The organism is Auraticoccus cholistanensis, assembly GCF_009742705.1.
In the GTDB taxonomy this organism is placed as follows: Bacteria; Actinomycetota; Actinomycetes; order Propionibacteriales; family Propionibacteriaceae; genus Auraticoccus; species Auraticoccus cholistanensis.
This window is the reverse complement of record NZ_WPCU01000004.1, coordinates 614,778-635,440: the sequence shown is the minus strand read 5'-3', so window position 1 is coordinate 635,440 and position 20,663 is coordinate 614,778. Positions and strand designations below refer to the sequence as shown.

15 protein-coding genes are annotated in these 20,663 nt (G+C 75.4%); 9 read left to right on the top strand and 6 right to left on the bottom strand.

Translation table 11 applies throughout. From position 1 onward, the window contains the following. Positions 1-33 precede the first annotated feature (33 nt). Complete coding sequence (locus GC722_RS05420) at positions 34-3,267, top strand: DUF7507 domain-containing protein (protein WP_156608568.1); 3,234 nt, start codon at positions 34-36, stop codon at positions 3,265-3,267. A gap of 325 nt (positions 3,268-3,592) precedes the next feature. Here GC722_RS05420 and GC722_RS05415 read toward each other — a convergent pair whose 3' ends face one another. Further along, positions 3,593-3,889, bottom strand: coding sequence for a Dabb family protein (locus GC722_RS05415; protein ID WP_156608566.1), 297 nt, complete (start codon positions 3,887-3,889; stop codon positions 3,593-3,595). A gap of 60 nt (positions 3,890-3,949) precedes the next feature. On the opposite strand from GC722_RS05415, the gene GC722_RS05410 reads away from it, so the two are divergent. Both GC722_RS05410 and GC722_RS05405 read left to right on the top strand, forming a co-directional pair. Then, entirely contained in the window at positions 3,950-4,291 is a 342-nt protein-coding gene (locus tag GC722_RS05410; protein ID WP_331714407.1) for a DUF2200 domain-containing protein, read from the top strand. Between the two features lie 85 nt (positions 4,292-4,376). Then, positions 4,377-4,883 (top strand): DUF1203 domain-containing protein, encoded by a 507-nt coding sequence (locus tag GC722_RS05405; RefSeq protein ID WP_156608564.1) that lies wholly within the window; start codon positions 4,377-4,379, stop codon positions 4,881-4,883. A gap of 57 nt (positions 4,884-4,940) precedes the next feature. Here GC722_RS05405 and GC722_RS05400 read toward each other — a convergent pair whose 3' ends face one another. Together GC722_RS05400 and GC722_RS05395 are read right to left on the bottom strand one after the other, a co-directional pair. Continuing rightward, complete coding sequence (locus GC722_RS05400) at positions 4,941-6,335, bottom strand: sensor histidine kinase (RefSeq protein ID WP_156608562.1); 1,395 nt, start codon at positions 6,333-6,335, stop codon at positions 4,941-4,943. Further along, positions 6,332-7,987 carry an FAD-dependent oxidoreductase gene (locus tag GC722_RS05395; RefSeq protein WP_156608560.1) on the bottom strand — a complete coding sequence of 552 codons (1,656 nt, stop codon included), beginning with the start codon at positions 7,985-7,987 and terminating at the stop codon, positions 6,332-6,334. Before GC722_RS05395 ends, GC722_RS05400 begins: the two co-directional genes overlap by 4 nt. Positions 7,988-8,204: 217 nt before the next feature. Between GC722_RS05395 and GC722_RS05390 the strand changes: the two genes are divergently transcribed. The 3 genes from GC722_RS05390 (at position 8,205) to GC722_RS05380 (ending at position 10,321) form a co-directional block, all read left to right on the top strand. Next, positions 8,205-8,600 (top strand): helix-turn-helix transcriptional regulator, encoded by a 396-nt coding sequence (locus GC722_RS05390; protein ID WP_156608971.1) that lies wholly within the window; start codon positions 8,205-8,207, stop codon positions 8,598-8,600. Between the two features lie 10 nt (positions 8,601-8,610). After that, positions 8,611-9,021 (top strand): VOC family protein, encoded by a 411-nt coding sequence (locus GC722_RS05385; protein ID WP_156608558.1) that lies wholly within the window; start codon positions 8,611-8,613, stop codon positions 9,019-9,021. Between the two features lie 199 nt (positions 9,022-9,220). Continuing rightward, positions 9,221-10,321: an NADH:flavin oxidoreductase/NADH oxidase gene (locus GC722_RS05380; RefSeq protein ID WP_156608556.1), complete on the top strand. Its 1,101-nt coding sequence runs from the start codon at positions 9,221-9,223 to the stop codon at positions 10,319-10,321. Positions 10,322-10,355: 34 nt separating this feature from the next. On the opposite strand, the gene GC722_RS05375 is transcribed toward GC722_RS05380, so the two are convergent. Continuing rightward, on the bottom strand, positions 10,356-11,228 hold the full coding sequence (locus GC722_RS05375) for a CPBP family intramembrane glutamic endopeptidase (RefSeq protein WP_197429820.1): 873 nt from the start codon (positions 11,226-11,228) through the stop codon (positions 10,356-10,358). Next, entirely contained in the window at positions 11,213-12,160 is a 948-nt protein-coding gene (locus GC722_RS05370; protein ID WP_197429819.1) for an alpha/beta fold hydrolase, read from the bottom strand. Before GC722_RS05370 ends, GC722_RS05375 begins: the two co-directional genes overlap by 16 nt. 201 nt (positions 12,161-12,361) lie before the next feature. On the opposite strand from GC722_RS05370, the gene GC722_RS05365 reads away from it, so the two are divergent. The 3 genes from GC722_RS05365 (at position 12,362) to GC722_RS05355 (ending at position 17,229) form a co-directional block, all read left to right on the top strand. Continuing rightward, the gene (locus tag GC722_RS05365) at positions 12,362-15,490 is read left to right on the top strand and encodes a BTAD domain-containing putative transcriptional regulator (protein WP_197429818.1); all 3,129 of its coding nucleotides are present in this window, start codon (positions 12,362-12,364) and stop codon (positions 15,488-15,490) included. A gap of 78 nt (positions 15,491-15,568) precedes the next feature. Next, positions 15,569-16,057, top strand: coding sequence for a hypothetical protein (locus GC722_RS05360; RefSeq protein ID WP_156608549.1), 489 nt, complete (start codon positions 15,569-15,571; stop codon positions 16,055-16,057). Next, on the top strand, positions 16,054-17,229 hold the full coding sequence (locus tag GC722_RS05355; RefSeq protein ID WP_331714405.1) for a zinc-dependent alcohol dehydrogenase: 1,176 nt from the start codon (positions 16,054-16,056) through the stop codon (positions 17,227-17,229). Before GC722_RS05360 ends, GC722_RS05355 begins: the two co-directional genes overlap by 4 nt. Positions 17,230-17,409: 180 nt before the next feature. On the opposite strand, the gene GC722_RS05350 is transcribed toward GC722_RS05355, so the two are convergent. After that, the gene (locus GC722_RS05350) at positions 17,410-20,589 is read right to left on the bottom strand and encodes an ExeM/NucH family extracellular endonuclease (protein WP_197429817.1); all 3,180 of its coding nucleotides are present in this window, start codon (positions 20,587-20,589) and stop codon (positions 17,410-17,412) included. Positions 20,590-20,663: the final 74 nt, after the last annotated feature.

The following is a 20,663-nucleotide window of genomic DNA, read 5'->3' as shown; positions in this document are numbered from 1 at the left end:
ACCGCCACGGGAACCCCGCCGAGCGGCCCGGTCGTGGTGTCCGAGCCCGACGACGCGGTGGTCACCGTGCCGCCGACGCCGTCGCTCGGCCTGGTCAAGTCCGCCGAGCTCGATCCTGCCGACGGCTTCGTGGCCGGGGCGGAGGTCACCTACTCCTTCGTCGTCACCAACACCGGCAACGTCACGGTGGCAGACGTCGTGGTGCTCGAGCGCGAGTTCTCCGGCACCGGCGAGCTGGGCGCCGTCGTCTGCCCGGCGGCCGCCGCGTCGATGGCACCCGGGGACGAGGTCACCTGCTCGGTCAGGTACACCCTGACCCAGGCCGACGTCGACGCCGGCGTCGTCACCAACACCGGCAACGTCACGCTCGACGACGTGACCCCCGTGGAGGGCGACTTCTCCGGGACCGGCGAGCTCTCCGAGATCAGCTGCCCCGACGACCGGTCGCTCGCCCCCGGCGAGCAGCTGACGTGCACCGCCACCTACTCCGCCACTCAGGCCGACGTGGACGCGGGCGAGATCCGCAACACCGCGACGGCGACGGGGACGCCGCCGCAGGGGCTGCCGCCGGTGGTGTCCGAGCCCGATGACGCCGTGGTGGGCATCACCGCGGAGCCCGGTGTGAGCCTGGACAAGACCGTCGACCCCGAGGAGGGGACCGCCGCGGGGGACGTGGTGACGTACTCGTTCCTGGTGACCAACACCGGCAACGTGACGCTCACCGACATCGCGGTCGACGAGACCGCGTTCACCGGGTCCGGCCCGGCGCCGGTGGCGGTCTGCCCCGCCGAGGCGTCCACGCTGGCACCGGGGGCGCAGCTCACCTGCACCGCGACCTACACCCTGACCCAGGCCGACGTCGACGCCGGTGAGGTGCTCAACACCGCCGTCGCGACCGCCACTCCCCCGCGTGGTCTGCCGCAGCAGGTGTCGGACCCCGACGACGCCACCGTGGTGGTGGCGGCCGACCCGGCGCTGACCCTGGCCAAGACCGTCGACCCCGGTGAGGTGGGGGCGGCCGGTGACCAGGTGACCTACTCGTTCCTGGTGAGCAACACCGGCAACGTGACCCTCACCGACGTCGCCGTCGACGAGACCCGGTTCACCGGGACGGGCACCGCTCCGGTGGTGGTCTGCCCGGCGGCCGCACAGACCATGGCGCCCGGCGCCGAGGTGACCTGCACGGCGACGTACACCCTGACCCAGGCCGACGTCGACGCCGGTGAGGTCGACAACACCGCCACCGCCACCGGCACCCCGCCCGGGGACGCCCCGGCCGTGGTGTCCGAGCCCGACGACGCGGTGGTCACCGTGCCGCCGGCGCCGGGGCTCAGCCTGGTCAAGTCGGTGGAGCCTGCTGCTGAGGGCGGGTTCGAGGCCGGCGAGGAGGTCACCTACTCCTTCGTCGTCACCAACACCGGCAACGTCACGCTCGTCGACGTCGCGGTCGAGGAGCGGGAGTTCTCCGGCACCGGGGAGCTGGGCGAGGTCGTCTGCGCCGACGGCGCCGACTCGCTGGCGCCCGGCGAGCAGGTGACCTGCACGGCCACCTACACCCTCACCCAGGCCGACGTCGACGCCGGCGAGGTGACCAACACCGCAGCCGCCGTCGGCACCGGACCCGGCGACGTGCCGCCGGTGACCTCCGAACCCGACGACGCCGTCCTGCCCACCCCGGCCGAGCCCTCGGTCAGCCTGGTCAAGACCGTCGCGCCCGAGGTCGTCGGCGCGGCCGGTGACCAGGTCACCTACTCCTTCCTCATCACCAACACCGGCAACGTCACCCTCACCGACGTCACCCCGGTGGAGGGGGACTTCTCCGGCACCGGGGAGCTCGCGGCGATCAGCTGCCCCGCCGGGGCGGCCTCGCTGCTCCCCGGCGAGCAGGTGACCTGCACCGCCGGGTACACGCTCACCCAGGCCGACGTCGACGCAGGTGAGGTGACCAACACGGCCACCGCCGAGGGCACGCCGCCCCGGGGCCTGCCGGTCGTGGTGTCCGAGCCCGACGAGGCCGTGCTCGAGGTGCAGCCGTCCTCGGCGCTGACCCTGGTGAAGTCGGCCAGCCCGGCCACGCCGGAGAGCTTCGTGGTGGGCCAGCAGATCACCTACACCTTCGTGGTCACCAACACCGGCACCAGCACCCTGCTCGACCCGGCGGTCGCCGAGACCGCCTTCGACGGCAGCGGCGAGCTGTCGGAGCCGTCCTGCCCGGCGGTGCGGTCCCTGGCCCCGGGCGAGACGCTCACCTGCACGGCCGGCTACGTGCTGACCCAGGCCGACCTGGACGCCGGCGCGGTGAGCAACACCGCGGTGGCCACGGCCACGGGGCACGACGGCCCGATCACCTCCACGCCGTCGACGGTGACGCTGCCGGGCGACCCGGCGCCGGCCCTGGCGCTGGCCAAGTCGGTCACCCCGACCACCTACGCCGCGGCCGGGGAGCTGCTGACCTACACCTTCGACGTGACCAACACCGGGAACGTCACCCTCACCGACGCGCAGGTGCAGGAGCAGGAGTTCAGCGGGACCGGCGGGCTGAGCGCCGTCGAGTGCCCGGCCGGGCCGCTCGCCCCCGGTGAGCGAGTCCGCTGCACCGCCGGCTACGAGGTGACCCAGGCCGACGTCGACGCCGGGTCGGTGACCAACGTGGCCACCGCGAGCGCGACGGCGCCCGACGGCGTGCCGGCCCCGGTGTCGGAGGCCGACGACGCGGTCGCCACCACCGAGGCCACCTCGGCGCTCGCCCTGCAGAAGCGGGCCCGCGGCGTCGACACCGACGGCGACGGCCTGATCGGCGTCGGCGACGAGATCGAGTGGACGATCACGGTGCACAACCCGGGCGCGACGACGGTGCGCGAGATCGAGGTGCTGGACCCGACGGCCGGCACCGTGACCTGCCCCGCCGACGAGCTGGCCCCCGGGGAGCAGATGACGTGCACGGTCCCCCGGCACGTCGTCACCACGGACGACGTGGCGCGCGGCGAGGTGTCCAACACCGCGACCGTGTCCGGCACGGGGGTGGACGGCGTGGTGGCGGCCGAGGCGGCCACCGCATCGATCCCGGTCGAGGCGGTGCCCGTACCTCCGGTCGCCGAGGAGCCGCCGGCGGCCGCTCCCCCGGCGGCCGGCGGTGAGGGCCCCGGTCCGCTGCCCGACACCGGTGGTCCGCTTCCCGCGCTGCTGCTGCTGGGGCTGCTCGGGTCCGCCTCCGGGCTGGCCCTGGTCCGGGCGGCAGCCCGGCGCCGGGGTGCCGGCGGGGCGTGACCCGCCGGCGTCCTCCGGTGGTCGGCGCGTCACGGACCTGGGGCCGCGTCACCTACGAGCTGGTGGAGAGCTGCCGGCCCCTGGTCGCCCGTGGCGAGGAGGAGGCGTCGCCGGCGGTGCGCGGGTGGGCGGTCAGGCTGGAGGCCGAGCCGACGTACGTGGTGTCGTCCACCCGGACGGACCTCCCGTGGAGCAGCAGCCACCTCGTCGCAGGCGACCTGCGCACGGGCGTGCAGGAGCTCGAGGGCGCGAGCGCTCGACCTGCTCTCGACGGAGCCGCTCCGCTGCGGCGCGCTGGCGGTGCACCACCGGCGCGCCCGCTGACTCAGATGTCGAAGACCACGACCCGCTGGGCGTGCTCGCCGATCATGTCGGCCACGACCCGGTGGCGGGGGTCGGGCAGGTAGGCGTCGCGGGCGGCCGCGTCGGCGAAGGTCATCACGAAGCCGTACTCCAGCCCGTCCTCCAGACCCTCGGAGCTGGTGGACCAGCCCTCGACGAGGTCGACGATGCCCGGGATGGTCTGGGCGAGGCGCCGGACGGCGGGGCGGACCCACTCCTCGACGGTTCCCTCCCGTCCGTCCTTCCAGGTGACGAGGACGACGTGGGTGACCTGGCTCATGCGGTGATGCTACGGCCGGCACCACGTCGGGCGGGCCCGGGCGCCGCTACGCTGACGCGCGTGAGCCGGATCTTCACCGTCAGCGTGGCCTCGGTCTACCCGCACTACGTCACCAAGCTGGAGCGGAAGGGGCGCTCGCAGGAGGAGCTGCACGAGGTGATCCGGTGGCTCACCGGCTTCGACGAGTCCGAGCTGGCCGGCCACCTCGAGGCCCAGACGACGTTCGAGGACTTCTTCGCCGCGGCCCGGCTCAACCCGAACGCCTCGCTCATCACCGGCACCATCTGCGGCATGCGGGTGGAGAGCATCGAGGACCCGCTGATGCAGAAGATCCGCTACCTGGACAAGCTCGTCGACGAGCTCGCCAAGGGCCGGCCGATGGAGAAGGTGCTGCGGGCCTGAGCCGGTCCTCCTCGCCCCCCGACGTATCACCACGCGCCTCACACCACGCGCCTCACACCAGGCGCCGCCGGGGCGTCTGCCGGGTATGACCACCACGCCCACGACCAGCACCACCACGACCAGCGGGGCGACCCTGCGGGTCCACCCCGTCAGCCCCGCCGAGCTCGGCCGCGTCCGGCGCCGCGGACGCGACCTGTGGGGCAACGTCCCCGAGCCGTTCGTCAGCCGCGGCGGCGACCAGATCCGCTGCTGCCTGCGGCACAGCCGTCGCGGCGAGCTGCTCTGGGTGGTCGCGCACGCCCCGCTGACCGTCCGGCGACCCTGGCGGGAGGTCGGACCGGTGTTCGTGCACCCCGAGCCCTGCGCCGGGTACGACCCCTCGCGAGGGCTGCCCGACTTCATCGGGCGCAGGCCACGGGTGCTGCGCAGCTACACCGCCCTGGGCGCCATGCACTACCCCGGCAACCGGGTGACCGGGCCCGGCGACGACCTCGGGGGCGTCCTGCGGGAGCTCCTCGACGACCCGCGGGTCGCAGAGGTGCACCTCCGCAACGTCGAGGCCCAGTGCTTCATCGCCCGCGTGACCCGCTGAGCCTCCGAGCGAGTCATGCCCTGCCCGCCACCGTGCCTGCCTCCCCGCACGCCGACGTCAGGACGCCTGGTGCTGGCCGGGGAGCCACACCCGCAGCACGGTCTCCCCCGGACGCAGGTCGATGGTGATGTCGCCGCGGTGCCGGCCGACGACGATGCGACGGGAGATGTCCAGACCGAGCCCGGTGCCCTTGCCCACCTCCTTGGTGGTGAAGAAGGGCTCGAAGGCGCGGTCCTCGGCGCCGGGCGCCGACCACGTCCCGCTGTCGCCGATCTCCACCAGGACGCCGTCCCGCTCCGGCCGGGTGGACAGCCGGAGCCGGCCCTGCTCGCCCATCGCGTCGAGGGCGTTGGTGATCAGGTTGGTCCACACCTGGTTGAGCTCGCCGGGGATCGCCTCGATCCGCGGGGTGGCCGGGTCGTAGTCGCGCACCACCTCGACGCCGGCCGGGATGCGGTGCCCCAGCATCACCACCGTGCTGTCCAGGCCCTCCGGCACCAGCGTCTGCTGCAAGGAGGCGCGGTCGAGCTGGGAGTAGGACTTCACGGCGCCCACCAGCTCCGAGATCCGGTGGGTGGACTCCTTCACCTCCGACAGCAGGGTGGTGACGGTCAGGGTGCTCGCCACCCACGACAACCCCGGCTCCAGGGCGCCGTCGAGCACGTCGGCCACCCGCTCGCACCACTCGACCTCCGCCCCCGCGGCCGCGAGCGGTGGCGCCAGCAGCCAGTCGTCCTCGACCGCGTGCTCCGACAGCCAGTCCGACAGGGCCTCCTCACGGTCAGCCAGCACCATGGGGTCCACCGCCGCCCGGGAGCCTGCGCCGATCTCGCGCCGCAGCGCCTCGAGCTGCAGGAACTGCTCGGACGAGATCGACCGCGCCGCGAGGTCGCTGAGACCGGACAGCACCCCGTCGCAGGCCTCGCCCAGGGCGTCGACGGCGCGGGTCGCGGCCGCCGCGGGGTTGTTGAGCTCGTGGGCCAGCCCCGCGGCCAGCGTGCCGAGGGCGACCAGCGCCTCCCGCTGCCGGGCCATCGACTCGACGGTGCGGGCCGTGCGGAACACCCCCTCGATGAGGTGGGCCAGGAACGGGTTCCAGGCGCTGGTCCAGCCCTTGAGGGCGTCGGCGGGGACCCGGAGCACCCGACCCGTCGCGGTCGCCCGACCCGTCGCCAGGTACACCCCGTGCTCGTCCCAGGCGCGGAAGCCGCCCGCCCAGCGACCCGGGGCGTCCATCGCGCCCAGCCGCGTCTCCTCGTGCCCGACGGTGCGCACCAGGTCGACGCTGCCCTCGAGCAGGACCCACCAGCAGTCGGCCGGCTCGCTCTGCGTCCAGAGCTCGTCGCCGGGGACGAAGGAGACCTCGTCACCGAGGGCGATCAGGTCGCGCAGGTCGTCCTCGTCCACCTTCTCGAACATGGCGAGGGCGCGGAGCTCGTCGACGGTGATCATGTCGTGGCCAGGTAGCGGTGCACGAGGTAGACGGCCATGGCGCCCTCGCCCACCGCCGAGGCGACCCGCTTCATCGAGTCCAGCCGGACGTCGCCGGCGGCGAAGACCCCCGGCACGCTGGTCTCGAGGGCGAAGGGGGCCCGGGCCAGCGGCCAGGGCGACGGCGTGGGAGCGGACTGCACGTCCTGGCCGGTGAGCACGAAGCCCCGCGGGTCGCGGACGACGCCGGAGCCGAGCCAGTCCGTCCGCGGTGAGGCACCGATGTAGACGAACAGCCAGGTCGCCGGCACCTCGTGCGGCGGCGAACCCTGCTCGCAGAGCGTGATCGCGGCCAGGTGCCCGTCTCCGCGGGCCGCCACGACGGAGCTCTGCAACCGGACCTCGATGTTGTCCTTGGCGCGGATCTGCGCGACGAGGTACAGCGACATGGTGTCCTCCAGCTGCTTGCCGCGGACCACCATGACGACCCGCTTCGCGTAGCGGGCGAAGTTCAGCGCCGCCTGGCCGGCCGAGTTGGCCCCGCCCACGACGTACACCTCGTCGCCCTGGCACTGGCTCGCCTCGCTCGCGGAGGAGCCGTAGTACACGCCGCGGCCGGCGAGCTCGGCCAGCCCCGGACCCTCCAGACGCCGGTAGGACACCCCGCTGGCCACCAGCACCGCCCGCGCCTCCAGCTCGCCGGAGTCGCTGAACCGGACCGCCCGGACCGGGCCCCGCGTCTCGAGGGCGACCACGTCGCGGGCGAGCAGCATCTCCGCCCCGAACCGCGCCGCCTGGGTGACGGCCCGGTGCGCGAGGTCGGCCCCGGAGAGACCCTTGGGGAAGCCGAGGTAGTTCTCGATCGAGGCGCTCTGGCCGGCCTGGCCGCCGGGCGCCTCCCGCTCCACCACGACCGTGCGCAGCCCCTCCGAGGCGGCGTACACCGCCGCGGCCAGCCCGGCGGGACCACCACCGACGATGCACAGGTCGTACAGCGGCTGCTCCGCCCGGGTGCGCAGGCCGAGGGCGCCCGCCAGCTCCAGGTTCGACGGGGCCCGCAGCGGCTCACCCTCCGGCACCAGCACGAGCGGGAGGTCGTCCGGGCCGGCCTGCGCGAGCTCCACCAGCCGGCGCGCCTCGTCGTCGCGGTCGATCTGGAGCCACTGGTACGGGACGTGGTTGCGGGTCAGGAAGGTCTTGACCTCGTGGCTGCGCTCCGACCACCTGTGCCCCACCACCCGCAGCTCGCCGGCGTCGGGCGGGTGCTCCTGGCGCCAGTCGCCGAGCAGGTCGTCGACCACCGGGTAGAGCCGCTCCGCCGGCGGGTCCCACGGCTTGAGCAGGTAGTAGTCCAGGCCCACGTCGTTGATCGCCTGGATGGCGGCGTCGGTGTCGGCGTAGGCGGTGAGCAGCAGGAACTTGGCGTCGGTCACGTGCTGACGCGCCTGGCTCAGCATCTGGACGCCGCTCATCCCCGGCATCCGCTGGTCGGTGGCGATGAGAGCGACCGGGCGGGCCCGCAGCGCGTGCTCGGCCAGCACGTCGAGGGCCTTGGCCCCCGACGTCGCCTGGACGATGCGGTAGTCGCGCCCGTAGCGCGACCGCAGGTCCCGCGAGATCGACGCCAGCACGCCGGGGTCGTCGTCGACGGTGAGGATCGTCGGTTTCGTCATCGAGCTCCGTCCCCCGGAGCGACCACCGACCGCGTGGCCGACCACGTGGCGGGGTGTCGCGAACGCTTTTCCGCAACGTAGCGCCCGGACGAGCGGGACGGGAGGCGAACGACGAGATTCGCCGCCCGCCGCCCGTGCGGGCCGTGGGTGCGCGTGCCAGGATGCCCGTGTGAGCAGCACCGCGGCGGAGGAGCGCCGGCTCCGCGACCTGCGGCTGATGCGTCGGGTCAAGGACCGCATCGACCGCGACTACGCCGAGCCCCTGGACGTCGAGGCGCTGGCCCGCGGCGTCCACATGTCGGCCGGGCACCTGAGCCGGGAGTTCAAGCGGGCCTACGGCGAGTCGCCGTACTCCTACCTGATGACGCGACGGATCGAGCGGGCGATGACCCTGCTGCGCCGGGGCGACCTGAGCGTCACCGAGGTCTGCTTCGCCGTCGGCTGCTCCTCGCTGGGCACCTTCAGCACCCGCTTCACCGAGCTGGTCGGGGTGCCGCCCAGCGTCTACCGGCAGCAGACGGCTCCGCCGACCGCGGCGATGCCGTCCTGCGTCGTCCGGCAGGTGACCAGACCGGTCAGGAATCGAGAAGCACGGGCCGCGGCCGCGCCCTAGCGTCGTGGCCATGGACATCACGATTCACTCCGCCTTCCTCCCCCACGACGACGCCGAGGCCGCCCTGGGGTTCTACCGCGACACGCTGGGCTTCGAGCTGCGCAACGACGTCGGCTACAACGGGCTGCGCTGGCTCACCGTCGGCCCGCCCGCCCAGCCGGGCACGAACATCGTGCTGTTCCCGCCGGGGGCCGACCCGGGCGTCTCCGAGGACGAGCGCCGGGTGGTCACCGAGATGATGGCCAAGGGCACCTTCGCCATGATCACGCTGGCCACCGACGACCTCGACGGGCTGTTCGATCGGCTGCAGGGCCGTGACGCCGACGTGATCCAGGAGCCGACCGAGCAGCCGTGGGGCGTCCGGGACTGCGCGGTCCGTGACCCCGCCGGCAACACCGTCCGCATCAACGAGATCGGCTGACCCCGCCGGGGACGGCTGAGCCCGCGCCACCCCGCAGGGCGCCTCCACAGCCGGGACGTCGCCTCCACAGCCGCTGCGGCGGCTGTGGAGCGGCCGGAGCGGCTGTGGAGGCGGGGTGGGTGGGGGCCGGCGCGGACGCGTGAGCGATGCCACACCCGGCGACGGAAGGTCTGTGGGGGCCGCCGCGGTTGGCACGGACATGGCTGAGCTCTTCTCCCCGCTGACCCTGCGTGACGTCACCTTCCGCAACCGCGTCTGGCTGGCGCCGATGTGCCAGTACTCGGTGCTGGCCGAGGACGGCGTGCCCACCGACTGGCACCTGGTCCACCTCGGCTCGCGCGCCCAGGGCGGCTTCGGCCTCGTGCTGACCGAGGCGACCGCGGTGGTGCCCGAGGGACGGATCAGCCCCCAGGACACCGGCATCTGGGACGACCGGCAGCGCGACGCCTGGGCCCGCGTCGTGACCTTCCTGCACAGCCAGGGCGCCGCCGCCGGCATCCAGCTCGCCCACGCCGGGCGCAAGGCCTCCACCTACCGGGGCTTCCCCGGCGAGCCGACGGGCAGCGTCCCGGCCGAGGAGGGCGGCTGGACCAGCGTCGGGCCGACCGCCGACCCCTTCCCCGGCTACGCCGACCCGCGGGCCCTCGGCACCGAGGAGCTGGCCGGCGTCGTCCGCGCCTTCGCCGAGGCCGCCCGCCGCTCCGACGAGGCCGGCTTCGACGTCGTCGAGGTGCACGCCGCGCACGGCTACCTGCTGCACCAGTTCCTCTCCCCGCTCAGCAACACCCGCACCGACGGCTACGGCGGCGACTTCGCCGGCCGCACCCGGCTGCTGCTGGAGACCGTCGACGCCGTCCGCGCCGTCTGGCCGCAGGGCAAGCCGGTCTTCGTGCGGATCTCGGCCACCGACTGGACCGAGGGCGGCTGGAGCGGCGAGGACTCGGTCCGGCTGGCCGCCGTGCTGGCCGACCACGGCGTCGACCTGGTCGACGTCTCCACCGGCGGCAACGTCGTCGCCGACATCCCGGTGGGTCCGGGCTACCAGCTGCCCTTCGCGGAGGCCGTCCGCTCCCGCACGCCGGTGGCGGTGGGCGCCGTCGGCCTCATCACCGACCCCCGGCAGGCCGAGGAGGTCGTGGCCGGCGGCCAGGCCGACGCCGTGCTGCTGGGACGGGCGGCGCTGCGGGAGCCGTCGTGGCCGCTGCGCGCCGCGGCCGAGCTGGGGCTGACCCGGCGCGAGGCCCCCTACCCGCCGGCCTACAGCCGCGGCACCTGGGACGACGTGCTGCAGCCCGTCTGAATCCCGACCGACCGGCCGGTGGACGTCGGCGGCCCTAGCCGGCTGCCGGCCGACGTCGCCGGCCGGTCCCGCGTGCCGCGGCCGGCGTCGGGCCGCGGCGGCCCTGCACCCGCTCGACGGCAGCGGGAAGGTCGCCCCGCAGCAGCACCACCACCACGAGGACCCACTTCACGGCGAGGGCGACCAGGGGCAGGGTGAGGTCGCCGTCGGCGGGGACGGTCGGCGAGACGACGAACACGTTGCTGGCGGCGTGCAGCAGGACGGCCAGCAGCACGCTGCCGTCGGTGCGCAGGAATACCCAGGTGAACAGCACCGACTTCGCGGTGATGTCGAGCAGCAGCAGCCAGAACGGCTGCTGGTGCAGCACGCGGCCCTCGGTCCACAGCAGCGGCAGGTGCCACGCCGCCCAGGTCGGCCCCAGCACGAGGCTCGCCCGGGTCGGGGTCAGGCGCTCCAGCAGCCGGGGCAGGAGGAAGCCGCGCCACGCCACCTCCTCGCCCAGCCCGTCGGTGAGCACGACCACCAGCAGGAAGGTCGCCAGCAGGACCCAGCTCCCCTGCACCAGCGGCGAGGGAGCGGCGGCGGTCCAGCTGCCGCGGAGCAACACGACCACGCCGGCCACCAGCAGCGAGAGCAGCGCCGGCCCGAGCAGCACGACGGCGTACCAGACCCAGCACACCCGCCAGCGCAGCAGCCGCCGGCCGAGGTCTGCCAGGGCCGGCCGCCCACCGGTCAGCACCGCCGCCAGCACGGCGCCCACCGCGAGGAACCAGGTCGAGAGCTGGTCGAGGACGCCCACCGGCACCCCCAGCGCCCGGGGCACCCACACCAGCCAGGTGAGCCCGAAGCCCAGCACGCAGAACGTGACCACGGGGTGCCGGCGCAGCGCGGTCATCGGTCCAGCCACTCCTGGAGGGTGCGTGCGGTCCATCCCGGGTTCTCCAGGTGCGGCACGTGACCCGTGCCGGGGACCGTGCGCAGCACCCAGTCCGTCCGGGCGCGGGCCCACCCGCGCGCGGTGGCCGCCGGCGCCTTGGGGTCGTCCTCACCCTGCAGCCAGAGGACCGGCAGCCGCAGCGCCGACAGCCGACGGGCCATCGCCGCCGGGCGCACCAGCAGGCTCATCACCCCCAGGATCGCCCGCCACTGCGCGCGCTGGGCGGCGGCCCACCCGGCGCTCCGCATCCGGTGCCGGGTCTCGGCGACCGCCGCCGCGACGGCCTCGGGCGGGATGCGGTCGTGGTGGGCTGTGGCGTCGCGCAGCTGCTGGTCCACCACCTGCTCCGGGCTCATCCGGCGCAGGCTCCGGGCCACCAGGGCCCCGACCCCGGGGAGCCGGAGCAGCAGCAGCCGCAGCGCCAGCGGGACGTCGGACGCCCCCCGGTCGAGCCGCGGCACCGGCGGACCCAGCAGCACCAGCCTGTCGACCAGCTCCGGCCGTCGAGCCGCCAGCAGCAGCGCGAGCACGCCGCCCAGGGAGTGGCCCACCAGCACCACCGGTCGGCGGCAGACGCGGGTCACGAAGGTCTCCAGCACCCGCAGCTGGTCCTCGATGACGTCCCCGTGCACCTTGCTGCGGCTGCCGCCGTGGCCGACCAGGTCCACGGCCAGCACCCGGGCCCGCGTGCTCAGCAGGGGCGCCACCACCCCCCAGTTGAGGGCCGAGCCGCCGAGACCGTGGACGCACACCAGCACCGGGCCGCCCGCAGGACCGGCGAAGTCCAGGTAGTGCACGGGACCGCCGATGTCGACGGTGGCGGACGTCGCGGACGGGGGCCAGCCGGCCACCTCGCCCTCTCCGGGTCCAGCCGGGCCCTGCGTGGTGATCTCCTCGGCCACGGTCGCTCCTCCTCTCGGGCGGTCCACCGGCGGACCGCTGCGGCAGCGGCCGCGTCCGGCGACGCGGCCCCTCGGAGGAGTCTGCGGCGGCCGGCTTGCAGGACGCTTGCAGACCGGATCCACCATCCTGCACGGGAGCCGCCCCGACCAGGGGTCGGCGTGCAACACTGCCGTGTGCCAGTCGGAGGCCCCACGGACGGGGTGGCCAGCGTCGACGCAGGTCACCACCGGCGTGCCGCGCCCTCCGCCGTCGCCGACGAGGCCCCGGTGCTGGTCCGGCTGCTCGGTCCGGTGCAGGCGGTGGTCGCCGGCCGACCTGTCGCCTTCCCCTCGCCGAAGGCCCGTGCGCTCTTCGCGCTGCTCGCGCTGGAGCCCGGGCGGACCGTCCCGGTCGGCCGGCTGCTGGAGGGGCTGTGGGGCGACGACCCGCCCGAGACCGCCACCGCGACCCTGCAGGCCTACGTGTCGCGGCTGCGCCGGGTCCTGGACCCGGACCCGGGCCAGCAGGGACGCCACCCGCCCCCGTCGCGGATCCGCCGGGCGCCGCCGGGCTACGTGCTGGAGGTCCCCGCCGAGGCGGTGGACACGCAGCGCTTCCGCCGTCTCTCCGCGGCCGCCGAGGAGCAGCTGGACCGCGACCCGCTGGTGGCCGTCGAGCTGCTCGACCGGGCGCTGGGGCTGGTGCGGGGCGAGCCGCTGGGTGACGTGGTGGACCAGCTGCCGGCGACGGCGGCGGCCGCGGCGCACCGGCTCGCCGAGGAGGTGCTGGCGGCCCGCGAGTCCCACGTCGACGCCCTGCTCCGGGCGGACGAGGCCGAGACGGCCCTGCGGGAGGCCGCCGACCTCCTCGCCGAGCACCCGCTGCGGGAGCGCACGCAGGCGCTGCACCTGCTCGCCCTCTACCGCTGCGGACGCCAGGCGGACGCGCTGACGGCCTTCGAGCGCTTCCGTCGACGGCTGCGCGAGGAGCTCGGCGTCGACCCGGGGCCGCAGCTGCGCCGGCTGCACACCCGGCTGCTGCGGCAGGACGCCGACCTGGAGCTGCCCTCCACGCCGCCGGCGTCCACCCCGACGCCGACCGGTCCGGCGACGGGCCGAGGGCCGGGCGACCTCACCGGTCGCGAGGCCCCGCTGGGCCGTCTGGAGTCGGCCCTGGCCGGAGCCCGGGCGGGCGGGGGCTCGGTGTGGCTGGTGACCGGGGAGGCCGGGATCGGCAGGACCGCGTTCTGCCGGGAGGTGGTGCGCAGGGCCCGGCGACGCGGTCTGGTGACCGCCTGGGGTCGCGGGCAGACGTCGGCCGGGACGACCCCCTACTGGCTGTGGCTGCCGGTGCTGCGGGCGCTGCCGGACCTGCCGGGCCGCAGCGGCGCCGACGTCCTCGCCGGCACCTCCCCGGGCGCCACGTCCGTCCCGGCGGCGTCCCTGCCCGCCTCCCGCAGCCACCTGCACGAGGGCGTCGCGGCGGCCCTGGCGGAGCGCGCGCACCGCCAGCCGCTGCTGGTCGTCCTCGAGGACCTGCAGTGGGCCGACACGGCGTCGCTGGAGCTGCTGGGCGCGGTCGCCGAGACGGCCCTCGACGCTCCGCTGGTCCTGCTCTGCACCCTCCGCTCCCCCGGGCCACCCGCTCCGCCGGAGCTGACCCGGCTGCTGGCCCGGCTGGCGGGCACGGCGCTGCAGCAGGTCCGGCTCGGCGGCCTGCCGCCCCAGGAGGCCAGACGGCTCCTCACCCGCCGGCTGCAGCACCCCGTCGACAGCGCCCGCGTGGAGGCGGCGGTCGCCCGGGCCGACGGCAACCCGTTCTTCCTGGTCGAGCTCGCCCGGCTGCTCGACGAGCGTCCCGCCCCCGCCGACCCCGTCGCCGGCGCGGACGTCCCGGCCACGGTGCTGGCCGTGCTGCACGAGCGGCTCGCCCCGCTGGCCCCGGGCACCCGCCGCCTCCTGGAGGTGGCCGCCGTCGTGGGCCGCGAGGCGCAGCTGGGGCTGCTCGAACGGGTGGGCGGCCTGTCCCCCGCCGACCTGGACGCCGCCCTCGGCGAGGCCGTGGAAACCGGCTTCGTGACCGAGCAGCTGCTGCCCACGCCCCGCATCACGTTCGTGCACACCCTGGTCCGCGAGGCCCTGTACGAGGGGCTGCGTCCCGTGGTGCGGGCCCGGCTGCACGCCGGCGTCGGGACCGAGCTGGCGAGCGGGCGCCACGACGCCACGGCCGACGAGCTGGCCGGGCACCTGCTGCTGGGCGCGGAGGTCGTGGGGCCCGCCGCTGCCCTGCCCGCCCTGCTCCGGGCCTCCCGACGGGCGGCCGAGCAGACCGCGCTGGAGCACGCCGAGCGGCTGCTGCGCCAGGCCCTGGTGCTGACGAGCCGGCTCCCCGCCGGCCCCGAGCGCGACGGCTGGGAGCTGGCGGTGCAGTCCCGGCTCGGCTCGACCGTGGCCGTGCGCAGCGGCTGGGGCAGCGCGGAGGCGAACCGGGCGCTGCAGCGGGCGCAGCACCTGGCGCTGCGCAGCGAGCCGGACGTGGAGATGTTCGCCGCCGTGTACCACCGGCTGTCCTGGCTCACGGTGGTCGGCGGCCTCGACGACGTCCGGACCCTCGGCGACGTGCTGCTGGAGCGGTCCACCGCGACGCCGGGACCGACCGGCCGGCGGTTCGAGCTGCTCGCGCGGATGTCGCGCGGTGCCGTGCGGTGGTCCCGCGGCGACGACGAGGGCGCCGTCACCGAGCTGGTCCGGGCCCGCCAGCTGGCCGAGGACCTCGGTCCGGACCTGCTCGAGGCCTTCCGCGAGCACCCGCGGACCCCGGTGCTGGGTCTGCTCTCCCAGGCCCTCGCCGGCGCAGGCCGCGGCCGCGAGGCGTGGGCGCTGTCCCGGCGCAGCCTGGTGCTGGCCCGCCAGTCCTCCCCGGCCGAGGCAGGAGGAGCGGTGATGTTCGCCGGGCTGCTGGCGGCGGCCCGGCAGGACACCTCCGCCGCGACCGCGCTCGCCGACGAGCTGGCGGAGCTCGGGCGGGCGAGCGGGCTGGACCTGCACGCCTGCTCCGCGGACGTCCTCGGCTGCTGGGCCGCGGCGACCGGGAGGGGCACGCCGAGCGGGCAGGCGGAGGCGGCCCTCGTCGGGCTGCGCGGCGCCGTGGAGCGCTACCGGGCCACGGGCGCGCGGATGCTGCTGCCGATGGTCCTCGTCCTGCTGGCCGAGGCCGAGCTGCACCGGGGCCAGGACGAGCGGTCACGGGCGGCCCTGACGGCGGCCCGGGCGGCCGGCGAGCCGGGGCTGAGCCGGATCTGGTCGCAACGCCTGGAGCGGCTGGGCCACCGGCTGCCGCCGGTCGGCTGACCGCGCCGGGCGGCGCCGGCCGGTTCGCCGTCCCGCCACCGGGTAGGTGCCAGCCAGGGCGGCAGGGAGGACGGACGGATGGGTCGGGTCGGGAGCGGTCTGGTGGTGGCCGGCGTCACCGCCGGTGGGATGGCGCTGCGACGGGTGCTGCGGGCGGTCGCGCCCGGCCCCGCCCACGGCGGCCTGTCGCGGGAGCGCTGGCTGGTGGTGACGGTGGCCCTGCCGCTGGAGGAGGTGGCACCTCAGGGGCGCTGGCCCGAGCCGTTGGCCGCGCTGGGCGACCGCGTCGAGGTCCGCGTCCGGCCGGCGCCGGGCGACAAGGGCACCGAGCTGGCCGCCCGGCTGCGGGAGGCGACCCCCGGCGGGCTGCCGGGTGCGGCGGCGCGGTGGACCGGCGAGGACCCGCAGCAGGAGCTCCGCTCCGCGCTGCGGCGCAGCAAGCAGCTGCTCGAGGTCGGCGAGGTGCTCGAGGTCGAGCCGGCCCCGCACGGACACCGCACCGCCACCCCCGGTGGTGCGCTGCTGGAGAAGGTGACCCGGCTGGCGGGCAGGGAGGGACGGCTGTGAGGGCGCTGTGCTGGACCGGGGTCAACGAGACCGCGGTGGAGACGGTCGAGGACCCCAGGCTGCTGAATGCCGAGGACATCATCCTCAAGGTCACGCTGACCACGAGCTGCGGCTCCGACCTGCACCTCGTCGGCGGCTACATCCCCTTCATGCGGGCCGGTGACGTCCTGGGCCACGAGTTCCTGGGCGAGGTGGTCGAGGTCGGCCCCGCGGTGCGCCGGCACAAGGTGGGCGACCGGGTGGTCGTCTGCTCCTTCGTCAGCTGCGGGCGGTGCTGGTACTGCCGCCAGCAGCTGTTCTCGCTGTGCGACAACGGCAACGCCAACCCGGCCATCACCGAGGCGCTGTGGGGCTTCGCCCCCGGCGGCTGCTTCGGCTACTCCCACGCCATGGGCGGCCACGCCGGCAGCCACGCCGAGTACGTGCGGGTCCCCTACGCCGACCAGGGCGCCTTCACCGTCCCCGACGGCGTGGACGACACCACGGCGCTGTTCGCCTCCGACGCCGCCCCGACCGGGTGGACGGGTGCCGACCTCGGCGGGGTCGGTCCCGGCGACGTGGTCGCCGTGTGGGGCGCCGGCGGGGTGGGCCAGATGGCCGCGGCCGCGGCGTGGGCCCGCGGGGCGGAGCGGGTCGTGGTCGTGGACCGGCTGGCCAACCGGTTGCAGCAGGCCGAGCAGCACGTCGGGGCGGAGACGCTCAACTACGAGGAGTGCGACATCGGCGCTGAGCTGCGCGAGCTCACGGGCGGGCGCGGCCCGGACGTGTGCATCGAGGCGGTCGGCATGGAGGCGCACGGCGCCGGCCCCTCCTACCTCTACGACCAGGTCAAGCAGCAGCTGCGGCTGCAGACCGACCGGCCCACCGCCCTCCGCCAGGCCGTCCACGCCTGCCGCAAGGGCGGCACGGTGTTCGTGCTGGGCGTCTTCGGCGCCCTGGCGGACAAGTTCCCGCTCGGTGCGGTGATGAACAAGGGGCTGACGCTCCGCGGGGCGCAGATGCACGGGCACCGCTACATCCCCGAGATCCTCGAGCGGATGGCCGCCGGGACGCTGCGCACCGCCCACCTCGCCACCCACGTGATGCCGCTGGAGCAGGGCCCGGAGGGCTACCGGATGTTCAAGGACAAGGAGGACGGCTGCGTCCGCGCCGTCTTCCGCCCCCACGGCTGACCGCTCAACCGGCGCGCCCCGCCCGCGGGCTGGGCGGCCTCACGGGGCGGCGGCCCTCGTCGGACCGCCGCCCGTCGACGTGGCGCCGCAGCCACTCCTCGGTCTGGGCGACGTGGTCGGAGGCCGCCACCGTGGCCGCCGCCGGGTCGGGGCGGGGGGACCGGCGGCCCGCGGGCTAGCTCACCGGCGGGCCGTGCGGGTGCGGCGCGCTGCGACCAGGGCCGCCGCGCCACCGGTCACCAGCAGCGCACCCAGCGCCGGCACGGCCCAGCCCAGCTCGCTGCCGGTGGCCGCGAGACCCTCACCGGACACCACCACCGAGCCGTCGTCCCACCCACCGTCGTCGTCACCGCCGGCGCCACCGGCCGGTCGGTCGTCGCCGTCCGCCCCGGGTCGGGGGGTGCCGGGGCTGGGCGACGGACCCGGCGTCCGGTCGTCGTCCTCGGTGACCAGCAGGGCCAGCTCGAGCAGCAGCCCGCCGTCCTGGGTGATCTCGATCGTGTAGGCGCCGGCCGGCGGCAGCAGCGTCGGGGTGATCTGGATGGCGAGCGCGCCGTCCTGGTCGGTCACGTCCGAGCCGTCGACGAAGGTGACCGGGACCCGGGTGCCGTCCGGCGTCACCAGCGTAACCGTGGTGGGCAGGTCGGGGGCGAACCCGGTCGCCACGACCTCCACACCGTCGGCGAGGAACTCCGCCGCCGTCAGCTCGGCGGGGGTCACCGCACCGGCCGGCTGCAGCGGAGCGGGCTCGTCCGGGGTCGGCTCGGGCGTCGGCTCCGGCGACGGGGTCGGCTCCGGGGTCAGGCTCGGCTCCGGCGTCGGGGTGGGCGTCGGCTCCTCGTCGGCGCCGAAGGCGATGCCGACGCGGAACGGGTTGTGGTCCGAGGCCCGGAACTCGTCCCCGGCGTAGAGCTGCTCGACGTTGTAGTTGTGGCGGCTGTACTCCAGGGCGACCGGCTCGTAGGCGTTGATGGTCCAGGTGTCGACACCCGTGACCAGCTCGGCGGCCGCGGCCGAGGCGTACACCCCGTCCAGCGAGCCGACGGTGCCGCCGAAGAGGTAGGAGTACTCCGTGCCCGGGGCGCCCGGGTCCAGGGCGGTGTTCTCGGCGGCGCCCAGGTTGGTGTACCCGGCGGCGGTCAGCGTGGTGGCCGGCGTCTCCTGGGAGTAGGAGTTGAAGTCGCCCACCAGGAAGACGAGGTCGGTGCCCCACTCGGCCTGCAGCCCGTCGGCGAAGTCGACCAGCGCCGCCGCCTGCCGCGTGCGGTCGCCGTTCCAGCCGCCCGTGGCCCCCGCCGGGCCCGCGGTCTCGTCGGGGTTGACGTTGTCGCCGGAGCCGGAGCCGCCCTTGGACTTGAAGTGGTTCACCACGGCGATGAACTCCTCGCCGCCCGCCAGCTCGCGGAACTCCTGCGCCAGCGGGGCCCGCGCGTTGTCGAAGACCGCGTCGTCGAGGATCCGCGACGAGCCCTCGACCGGCTCGACCGAGGCGGGCTGGTAGATGAACGCGGTGCGGATGACGTCGTCCCCGGTGCCGGGGACCACCTCGGGTGAGGGCACGAAGGCCCAGCGGTCCTCACCGGCTGCGGCGTTCAGCGCCTCCACCAGCTCGGCCAGCGCCGTGTCCCGCGGCTGGCCGAAGTCCGAGCTGTCCTCGATCTCCTCCAGCCCGACGACGTCGGCGTCCAGGGTGTTGACGGCGTCGACGATCTTGGCCTGCTGGCGCTCCAGGTCCTCGGCCTCGTAGGCGCCCCGCGGCTCGCAGTCGCGGGTGGTCACGGGGTCGCCGTCGCGGTCGGTGTAGGCGTCGGCGACGGTGCAGCCCTCGACGTCCTCGCCCAGGGTGGTGAAGTAGTTCAGCACGTTGAAGGTGCCCAGGGTGATGTCGCCGCCGACCTCCTCGACGCCCTCGCGGGCCGCGCCGAAGGTGGCGTGCGCGTCCTCGGGGTTGTCCCCGGTGACGGGGACCCGGGGCTGGAAGCGCCAGCGGTCGAAGTCGTATCCGACGACCACGCCGGTCTCGGCGAACTCGACCGCGGCCCCGACGGTGACCGGGGTCTCCAGGGTCAGGAAGGGCAGCGGGACGTCGTCCTGGTTCAGGTAGTTCGTCGTGGCGCCGTCGTCCAGGGTGACGCCGTGGGCGGCGTTGTACGCCGCCTGGGCCACCGCCTCGGGACTGCCCGGGGCGCCGACCTCGGTCGGCGTGACCAGCAGCCGCTCGCCGGCGGCGAGGCCGACCTCGCCGTACTGGTTGAGCGAGTAGTTGTCGGTGACGCGGTAGCTGCCCTGCGGGGCGATCAGCATGTGCTCGAGCCGCTCGCGCTCGGCCTCGCTCTCGGGCCACTCGACGGGCAGCGGCTCGACCTCGGCCCCGGACCCGGTGGTGGCGACGATGTCGGCGGTGATCTGGGTGGCCTCGAAGCGCTCGGCGACCGTGCCGGTCACCACCACGGAGTCGCCCAGGGACAGGCCGTCGACCTCGTCGGGGGCGTAGACGAAGACGCCGGTCGAGGCCCCGGCCCCGGGGTCCGTCGGACCTGCGGTCTGGATGGTGAACCCGTCCCGGCCGCCGGTGGCGTAGACGCCGGTGACGACGCCCTCGGTGCGGACGAGGTCGCCGGCCAGCGGGGAGGCGTCCCCGGTGCCCTGGATCTCGGCGATGGTGACCTCGGCGGGCTCACCGGGACCGGTGGGGTCGTCGGGGTCCGGGACGGCGCCCGAGCTCTGCGGGCTGGGTGCCGACGGGGCGAAGTCCGTCGCGTTGTCGTCGGTGTCGGTGCCGTCGGCGTCGCGCGAGGCGCTGGTGGCGTTGCTGATGGCCGGCGCCGGCCCCGAGCCCTCGAAGGTGCTCGCCGCACCGAAGCCCACGTAGTCGACCAGCTCGTCGGGGGTGCCGGCCCGGTCGCCGGCCACGTCGCCCGTCGGCAGCGCCGGGCCGTCGGCGACGTCGAACAGGGCCACCCGGCCCTGGGTGCCCGACAGCGTCAGGCCGCCGGTGACGTCGGGGCTGGGCAGCGGCTGCGAGGGCTGGCTGCCGGCCGCCAGCTGCACGAGGTAGTGGCCACCGGCCGGGACCGAGCCCTGCAGGGTCACCGAGCCGCCGCTGCCGCCGGCGGCGGAGAAGTACTCCAGCGACCAGCCGTCGACGGTCACCGCCTCGCCGGTCGGGTTGTACAGCTCGACGAAGTCGTTGCTGTAGACGGAGCCGCTGTTGCCGCCACCGCCGTAGACCTCGCTGATGACGACCTCGTCGCCCTCGGGAGCGGCCAGGGCGGTGGGGGCGGTGAGCGTGCAGGCGCTGGCGGCGACCAGCGCGGTGGCGGCTCCGGCGGCGAGCAGCCGGTGTGGGGTGGGTGGCACGGTCGTCCTTCGTCGTCGGGCGGGGTCGGGTCCGAACCTAGCGACGCGCTCCGACAGCTTCGGCCTCCCGCCGT

Excerpts from the sequence above, each read along its gene's own strand:
- GC722_RS05385 (WP_156608558.1), top strand. The coding sequence starts at position 8,611 with ATGGACATCACGATTCACTCCGCCTTCCTCCCCCACGACGACGCCGAG.
- GC722_RS05395 (WP_156608560.1), bottom strand. The coding sequence starts at position 7,987 with ATGACGAAACCGACGATCCTCACCGTCGACGACGACCCCGGCGTGCTG.
- GC722_RS05405 (WP_156608564.1), top strand. The coding sequence starts at position 4,377 with ATGACCACCACGCCCACGACCAGCACCACCACGACCAGCGGGGCGACC.
- GC722_RS05400 (WP_156608562.1), bottom strand. The coding sequence starts at position 6,335 with ATGATCACCGTCGACGAGCTCCGCGCCCTCGCCATGTTCGAGAAGGTG.
- GC722_RS05390 (WP_156608971.1), top strand. The coding sequence starts at position 8,205 with ATGCGTCGGGTCAAGGACCGCATCGACCGCGACTACGCCGAGCCCCTG.
- GC722_RS05415 (WP_156608566.1), bottom strand. The coding sequence starts at position 3,889 with ATGAGCCAGGTCACCCACGTCGTCCTCGTCACCTGGAAGGACGGACGG.
- GC722_RS05380 (WP_156608556.1), top strand. The coding sequence starts at position 9,221 with ATGGCTGAGCTCTTCTCCCCGCTGACCCTGCGTGACGTCACCTTCCGC.
- GC722_RS05360 (WP_156608549.1), top strand. The coding sequence starts at position 15,569 with ATGGGTCGGGTCGGGAGCGGTCTGGTGGTGGCCGGCGTCACCGCCGGT.